Source organism: Fulvivirga lutimaris (assembly GCF_009711525.1).
Lineage (GTDB): Bacteria > Bacteroidota > Bacteroidia > Cytophagales > Cyclobacteriaceae > Fulvivirga > Fulvivirga lutimaris.
The window spans coordinates 1-7,799 of sequence record NZ_SMLV01000243.1; the positions used below are offsets into that span (position 1 = coordinate 1).

At 37.5% G+C, this 7,799-nt stretch carries 8 protein-coding genes; 2 read left to right on the forward strand and 6 right to left on the reverse strand.

What is annotated here, in order from left to right; genetic code table 11:
- A partial coding sequence (locus E1140_RS21630) for a hypothetical protein (protein ID WP_221412616.1) occupies positions 1-190 on the reverse strand: 190 nt, incomplete at its 3' end.
- Between the two features lie 109 nt (positions 191-299).
- On the opposite strand from E1140_RS21630, the gene E1140_RS03095 reads away from it, so the two are divergent.
- Positions 300-599, forward strand: a complete 300-nt coding sequence (locus E1140_RS03095) for a DUF3817 domain-containing protein (protein WP_155178937.1) — start codon at positions 300-302, stop codon at positions 597-599.
- Between the two features lie 81 nt (positions 600-680).
- Here the strand turns inward: E1140_RS03095 and E1140_RS03100 are convergent, their stop codons facing one another.
- The 5 genes from E1140_RS03100 to E1140_RS03120 form a co-directional block, all read right to left on the reverse strand.
- A complete protein-coding gene (locus tag E1140_RS03100) occupies positions 681-3,293 on the reverse strand; it encodes an ABC transporter permease (protein ID WP_155178939.1) in 2,613 nt (870 codons plus the stop codon).
- A gap of 2 nt (positions 3,294-3,295) precedes the next feature.
- A complete protein-coding gene (locus tag E1140_RS03105) occupies positions 3,296-3,625 on the reverse strand; it encodes a PadR family transcriptional regulator (RefSeq protein WP_155178941.1) in 330 nt (109 codons plus the stop codon).
- A gap of 102 nt (positions 3,626-3,727) precedes the next feature.
- Entirely contained in the window at positions 3,728-4,651 is a 924-nt protein-coding gene (locus E1140_RS03110; protein ID WP_155178944.1) for an SRPBCC family protein, read from the reverse strand.
- Between the two features lie 221 nt (positions 4,652-4,872).
- Positions 4,873-5,586 (reverse strand): SDR family oxidoreductase, encoded by a 714-nt coding sequence (locus E1140_RS03115; protein ID WP_155178946.1) that lies wholly within the window; start codon positions 5,584-5,586, stop codon positions 4,873-4,875.
- Between the two features lie 168 nt (positions 5,587-5,754).
- Positions 5,755-6,756, reverse strand: a complete 1,002-nt coding sequence (locus E1140_RS03120; RefSeq protein ID WP_155178948.1) for a homocysteine S-methyltransferase family protein — start codon at positions 6,754-6,756, stop codon at positions 5,755-5,757.
- Between the two features lie 194 nt (positions 6,757-6,950).
- Between E1140_RS03120 and E1140_RS03125 the strand changes: the two genes are divergently transcribed.
- Positions 6,951-7,799, forward strand: an 849-nt coding sequence (locus tag E1140_RS03125; protein WP_155178950.1) for a Ppx/GppA phosphatase family protein, incomplete at its 3' end; no start/stop codon positions are given.

Here is a 7,799-nt window from a genome sequence, read left to right on the forward strand (position 1 = left end):
TAATTGACCTGTCCCCTGCTGTAAAAATTAAAGCCTTTTTATTATGACACTTACTCCCGCCAAAAAGAAAAGATCTTGGAAATTCTGGGTTGGGAGATAAGTTTAATCTAGAAGAATTTGATAACGTAGTGCTTAAAAAAGGTGCCGTGCCATTAGACATAATGGAGGAGCTGATTGATGAGTATATCACTAGATCAATTTGATGAAAAATCCTGATTGGAAAGGAAAAGATAGCTGTCTAATTCGAAATCATCACACACATTTCTGATCTTTGTAGGAAGAAAAAGCACCATTAGTAAATGAGTATTTTACATAGAAGATTTAAACTGCTGGCACACGCAGAAGGTATATCCTTTCTGCTTATTCTATTCATTACCATGCCGATCAAGTATGGCTTAGAAATAGGAATGCCTAACAAGATTGTAGGAATGCTTCATGGAATTTTATTCATCGCTTTCATAATTGGTACTGTATTCATGAAATACAAATTTGAATGGAAAGCTTCTAAAACTGTCTGGGCGCTATTGTCCTCAATTATTCCATTTGGGACGTTTATTTTCGTGAAGAAATATTACTCCATATCTTCAACCCAAAACTAAGAGATTAAGATTGTTACTAAGCAAATAGAAAAGCCCGCTAGGCGGGCTTTTCTATTTGCTTTACTTTCATGCTTTAACCACTCAATCATATTTCAAAGTCACAGCGGGGTTCTTAGCGGCAACCCTGTAAGCCTGAATGATTATTGAAATCACTGAAATAAGGATAATGACCAATGCTCCTCCCATCCATACTGTGGGTGTTAGTTTTGCCCTAATGGCCAATTCACTAAATAGCAATTCACTTACTAAATAATATGTAAGTGTGCCTGCTACCAGATAGCTCAAAATCATGAGCAATACATAGCTCTTTCCTATTGACTGGATAAGCTGACCAGTTGACGCACCCAAAACCTTTCTTATCCCCATTTCTTTAGATTTTGATTCTGTTGTGTAAATAACCATACCAAGCAAACCCATTATGGAAATACTGATGGCTATAAAGGAGAGGTATCCAATAATCTTTAAATAAACATCAAGTTCTTTATAAGCACCCTTGATCTGATCATCATAAAAATATGCCTCAAATTGATGCTCCTGATCAAACTTCTTCCATACAGCATCCATTTCCGAGAGTAAAGCTACCTTATCTACATTTTCATTCAGCTCTACATTGAGGTACTCATAGGGTGCTCCCGGTTGGTAAATTAATGCAAATGGTCCCGAACTTGAGAATAATGTCTTATAATGAAAGTCCGTTGCAACACCTACCACAGTCGTGCTTACACCATCTATAATTACCTCTTCACCAATGGCCTTTTGAGGGTTGGTAATTCCTAAAGTTGTAGACAAATTTTCATTGATGATGGCCAACTGAGTTTCCGAAGTTTCAGGCAATTCTTCAAAATTAGCTCCTGCAATCAGCGTATGCTTATGAACATTAATATATTCATCATCTACTGCATTAAAATGCACATTAATACTATCACTCTTGAGCCCAGGTGGGTATTTTAAGCTTGAACCGTATGTATCTCCTATACTGGTGATCATTAAAGATTTACTGGTATTTTTAACCTGCGCCAGACGTCTAATTTCAGTTTCAAAATTTGATGATGTGGTGGCTCTTAAGGGAATATTAAGAATATTTTTGGTTGAGTAGCCAAGATTATAATTCAATGAGAAGTCATACTGATGATAAAGGATACTGACCATAAGGACGAAAGAAAAGGCAAAAACATATTGAACACCGATCAAAAACTTCTTCATCCTTCCTTTTTGCACTCCACCTTCTGTCTTAAGAAGACCCTGAGGGCTGTACTTACTGAAGTAAACGGCTGGTAGTAAGCCACCTAATAAACCAGTAATAAATGCCAGACCGATAAAAAAAGTAATACTAGCATCAAGGGCCAGTGTTAGCTCATAACCATTTGACACCAATCCAATAAAATATGGTCTCAAAAAGAAGAAAAGCCCTATAGCAAAGCATAATGAAATAAGTGCTATCAGCACACTTTCCATTATAAACTGATTGAATATCTGATTTCTGGAAGCCCCCATTGTTTTACGAACCCCTACTTCCTTCAACCGACTCATTGATCTTGCAATGGATAAATTAGAATAGTTAAAAGTGGCTGACACAATAACAATTAATGCCAACACACTAAGCATATAAATTGTCATCATGTCCACATTCCTGCCCAGCTGATTAGAATAATTCTCTCCTGGAATAATCTTAGCAAGTGGCAATAATGAAACAGCGATATCTGAACTTTCTGAGTCTGCACTTTCTCTTTTACTAATAACATCAAGCTGCACCTTTATATCATTTTCAGATACACCTTCTTCTGGAATGATGTAAATGAAATTTAACCACATATAATCCCATTTATTCCAATTTGTATTGGTTTTCATGGCATTATCAATGGTTGCAAAAGATATCAATTGATCAAAGTAAAAATGAGAATTGTCAGGCACATCTTTAACAATTCCTGATACTGTCAATACATTCTCTTTATTGTAAACTACCTCCTTACCTAGCGCCTGAGTATCTCCAAACAATTTGATGGCACTTTCTTCGGTGAGTACCACCTTATTTATGCCATCTAAGGCCGTTTTAGGATCTCCGGCAATCAATGGAAATGTAAATACATCAAAGAAACCTTTGTCAGCATAATGCCCTCTTAAGGGTATGGTTTTCTTTTCAGTAGAAAAATCACCAATCCTTCCTTTTCTAATAATAGTCTTTTTGTCAACACCTGTAACCTCATCTTCTAGTAAACTAAAAAGTTTAATAGAAGTAGATGCATACAACTCCTGAGCACCGTCACGCTTATCTATGTAGGTATTTTGAAGTCGGTAAATTTCATCATAATGCGAGTGGAATTTATCAAATGACTGTAAGTTGATAATGTAGGCTATGACGAGTAGTCCTACCGAAAGACTAATAGCGAGACCAATGCTATTGATAAAAGTAAATGTCAGATTGCTTTTCATCACCCTTAATGAGGTGATAAAATAATTGTAAATAATGCTAAATGAGACCATACGAGTTATTTTGAGTTTAAGTGTATACCATCTAAGAAATTTGAAAGCATCGAGTATATAAATCCAGTTAGCATGACGATGACCTTTCGCCTTGACATTGCGCAAATACATTTCTTCAAGATCTCCCAGAAGATCTTCAAGCAGCTCAGGCTTGCAATACCAGCTAATAAATTTTGTGGCTAATTTTGGTGGGGTAAATTGGTTCTTTCCCATAGCTAGCCTTTTAAGACAAATGATGGGATAAGGCTCCAAATTCTGTCACGGATTTCCTTGGCGTTTCTTACAGCTGCTATACCGGCATGCGTAAGCTCATAAAACCTTTTTCTTCTACCTCCTCGTTCCTGAGTCGGTTCACCTAAAGATGATTTGATCAGCCCTTTTTCTTCAAGCCGATTTAGGGAGGAATGAACAACACCCAACTTCACTTTTCGATCGGCATATTCACTAAGGTGATCGCATATTGCCACACTGTATGCATCATTTGTTAACGATGCAATGGTTAACAACACCAATTCTTCAAACTCCCCTATTGTATTTCCCTTCATAAAATTATTTATTTACTAAATGTATGTTAAATATATTTATTCACCAAATGTATGTTAAATAAAGAAAACAATAGGCTCACCAAATTCAATGAGCCTATTGTTTTATCTTATTGCGAAATTTACATCAGTTATCAGGTCTCTGGGTGCTGTTTGTCTTGGATCACTAACATATACTTCAAAAGGGTGAATCTTCTTGTTGTATTTAAACTCTTTATTTCTTTGCATGGAGTTTAATGTACTCCAGGCATTGCCTAAGTGCTCATAAGCACCAACATGCCTAAGCGTATAAACAGATGTATCGGGAATTTCTCCCACTACAAAACCAGTAGGCAGGTTCTCTGGAACATCCTTCACCCCTACTCCCGAGGTATATTCTACGCGCTGTTTCACCACATCCCATTTATGATATTGACTAAATACCACTCCATTGGCCAAGCTGCCATTATCTTTAATAAATTGATTGAGTTTATCAAAGTCTAAAGTCATATGCTCGCCAATCTTACTCATATCTGTTTTGGTTTTAATTCCTATGAACTTTGTTCCCTTGAAACCATCTCTCCCCTTAAATTCAAGCTTAGACTTTATCTCGCCATCCTCTACATACTCTTTTAGCATTTTAAGACCGCGGTCGAAGTCCATACCTATAAATCCTTCCATCATTTTCTTCATAAAGAACATGAAGAATGGGAGACTTGAATCCATAATCCATGAAACCTCTGTCTTACCTCCTTTATCACTCAATTCAAATCTTACTGCAGCATAAGACTTCCATGGAGTAATGAAATTCAGATCAATTTCAACCCAGTTATTTTCCTTTTGATTGGTGACTTTCATGTTACCAGAACCAATACGATTGCCTGTCCATTCATAAAACTTATTGTCCTCGGAAATGTCAACAACCACTTCAGGCTCCATCACCATCCATGGTGACCATGGCCTCCATTGTTCAAAATCTCTGACTACCGAGAAGACCTTTTCTGTAGGGGCATTTATCATCACCCTTTTTTCAACATGAGTTTTAGGCATATTAATAAGATTTGGTATTACAAACTACTTAAACCAGATTGAATCTGTAAGAAAGATCAAAATTTTACCCCTAATAATCAATGAATTATGGTGTGAATCGTCACCTTAACAAGGTGATCATATACCGAGACCTGCTGAGCCATTTAGATGAGCATTTGGGATATCCAGATTCGTTCCCAATTCTCAAATGCAATATTAGCAACAAGAATTAATATGTATGATTATCTGGCAGAAGGAGGCATGGTTGGTCTTACCTCTATCTTACTAGGTAAAGTACGGGCATTCAGCTTCAACAAGCCCGTCACTATTTCTCCAATATCCTCGATTTGAATTTTCCAGGCATCGGCATCTGAAGGAGTATGATCATTGAAATGAGTGGCTACAGAACCAGGCATTATAGTAGTGGCTCTAATCCCATACTTTCTGATGTCCAACATAGCAGCTTGGGTAAAGCCTGTTACACCAAATTTACTGGCGTTATATGCAGATCCCCCGGCAAAGAAATTGGTACCAGCTAAACTTCCTATGGTAATAAAGTAACCTTTTGTCTCTTTAAGGCCATTCAATGAAGCTTTGATTGTATTAAATACTCCGGTCAGGTTGGTATCAATAGTGTCCTTCCACTGCTCCTCAGTAAGGTCTTCAATGGATCCAAAATGCCCAATTCCAGCATTGGCAACAGACACATCTATTCTTCCAAATTTTTGAATTATTGCCTTAATGGCAGCTTCCTGAGAAGAAAGGCTTCTTACATCTGCCTCCAATGGAAGTACATTCTCATTTTTAGTTTTGGCTATCAACTCATTAGCCGCCTTTTCAGCAGCAGCCAGACTTCTTGACGTAATGGCAACTTTGCCGCCTTCACGCAATATTGATTCTGCAATACCAAACCCTATTCCTTTACTTCCTCCCGTGATGTATGCTATTTTATCCATGTATGATTCTTTTGAATTTAAATTTTGATTTAAAATCTCAAATAGGTTAACACCTCCAAACCCTGCGAAGTTTCATAGATTCAGGTTAATTCAATGTTTAATCAATAAAATTCTAAGGTGCTAATAAAATGGATCCTACCTCGATAATGAGCAAGGTTTTGACAAAATCTAAGCCTCTACAAGAATCTTTCTTGGCTCATACTGAGCAGCCAGATCAGCGATTGCCTTGATATGATCCGGTGTAGTGCCGCAACAGCCACCAATAATATTGATCAGGCCTTCATCCAAGAATTCCTTTATTTGAGAAGCCATCAATTCTGGGGACTCATCATACTCTCCAAATTCGTTAGGCAGACCTGCATTTGGGTGCGCACTCACCAAAAATGGTGACTCTTTCCCTAATATTTGCAGGTAAGGACGCAATTCTTTTGCCCCTAATGCACAATTAAGGCCGATGCTTAAAAGTGGTGCGTGTTCCAATGAGATTAGAAAAGCATGGGTAGTTTGTCCGGACAATGTTCTGCCACTGGCATCAGTGATGGTTCCTGAAACCATCACAGGAATATCTTTGTTTTCTTCCTCAAGCAATTCTGAGATGGCAAACAAGGCCGCTTTGGCATTGAGCGTATCGAAGACAGTCTCCACCAAAAATAAATCCGCTCCTCCATCTAATAAACCTTTAGCTTGTTGCTTATAGGCAGTGGCCAACTCTTCAAAGGTTATGGCTCGGTAGCCGGGATTATTAACATCAGGAGAAAGACTGGCTGTTCTGTTAGTTGGACCTATCGAACCTGCAACAAAACGTGGCTTGTGAGGCTCCTTTGCTGTAAATTCATCAGCTACTTCTTTCGCTATTTTGGCTGACTGATAGTTCAATTCATACACATAATCCTCAAGGTGATAATCTGCCTGTGCTATGGTAGTTCCTGAAAAGGTATTGGTCTCAGCTATATCGGCACCAGCTGTGTAATATTTCGCATGGATGTCTTTGATAATGTCTGGTCTGGTAATAGATAAAAGATCGTTATTTCCTTTTAAGGGATGTTCATGGTTCTTGAATTTATCTCCTCTAAAATCCTCTTCTTCTAAAGTATGACGCTGTATCATGGTCCCCATGGCACCATCCAGCACTAAAATTCTTTCCTTTAAAACTTCTTTTACATCAGCCATAATACTAAAATCTTGAGGTTGTTAATTACAAGAACAATGAGATCAACTTATTTCCTTTTGGTAAAGTTCTACATTATCAATTATTAAATAGTAAAGATTCATCATTAAAAACAATGTTCGCTTTCACATTGCATTAATAATCATCATATTTATTCAACTGAAACGAATTCGATTTACATCATAACAAAGACCATTTGAAACTCGCTGCCATTGACATAGGATCCAACGCAATAAGACTTCAGGTTACAACTACAATTAGAACAAAGGGTGAGTTGAATTTCAAAAAAATAGAATATGTACGGTTTCCATTGCGCCTTGGTCAAGACGTTTTTAATACCGGCACAATAAGCACTCAAAAGAAAGTAAAATTCAAAAAGCTCATGAAGGCTTTCAAAATCCTTATAGACCTTTATGAAGTGGACGATTATATGGCATGTGCCACCTCAGCAATGAGAGAAGCTAAGAACGGGAATGAGATAGTAAAAGAAGTTGAAGAGGAAATAAAGCTAAAAATTAAAGTAATAGACGGTGCCACTGAAGCACTTTTGATAAACAATGCTATCAATACCTTTCTCGATAAAAAGAAGAATTACCTCCATATTGATGTTGGTGGTGGTAGTACTGAGCTTACCATAATAAAAGGTGGCGAGAAGATAAGTTCCAAATCGTTTAAAGTGGGCTCTGTAAGACGTCTCGAGCATACTGATTCTCCTGTAATGTGGAATAACATGAAGAAATGGACAATTGATCAATGTAGCAAATACAATGCTTCCATTACAGCAGTTGGAACTGGGGGTAACATCAACAAACTGTTTGAATTAGCCTTAAAGCAAAAAGGTGAAAGAATGACACTTATTCAACTTAAAGATGTACAAGGTTTTGTTCGAAAAATGTCTATTGAAGATAGGATAAACGAGCTGCAGCTTAACCCTGATCGTGCTGATGTAATTATACCGGCCTCGGAGATTTATATTGCAGTAATGGAATGGGCTCAGGCAAAAAGCATAATTGTGCCGGAAGTGGGTTTGAAAGACGGCATAATG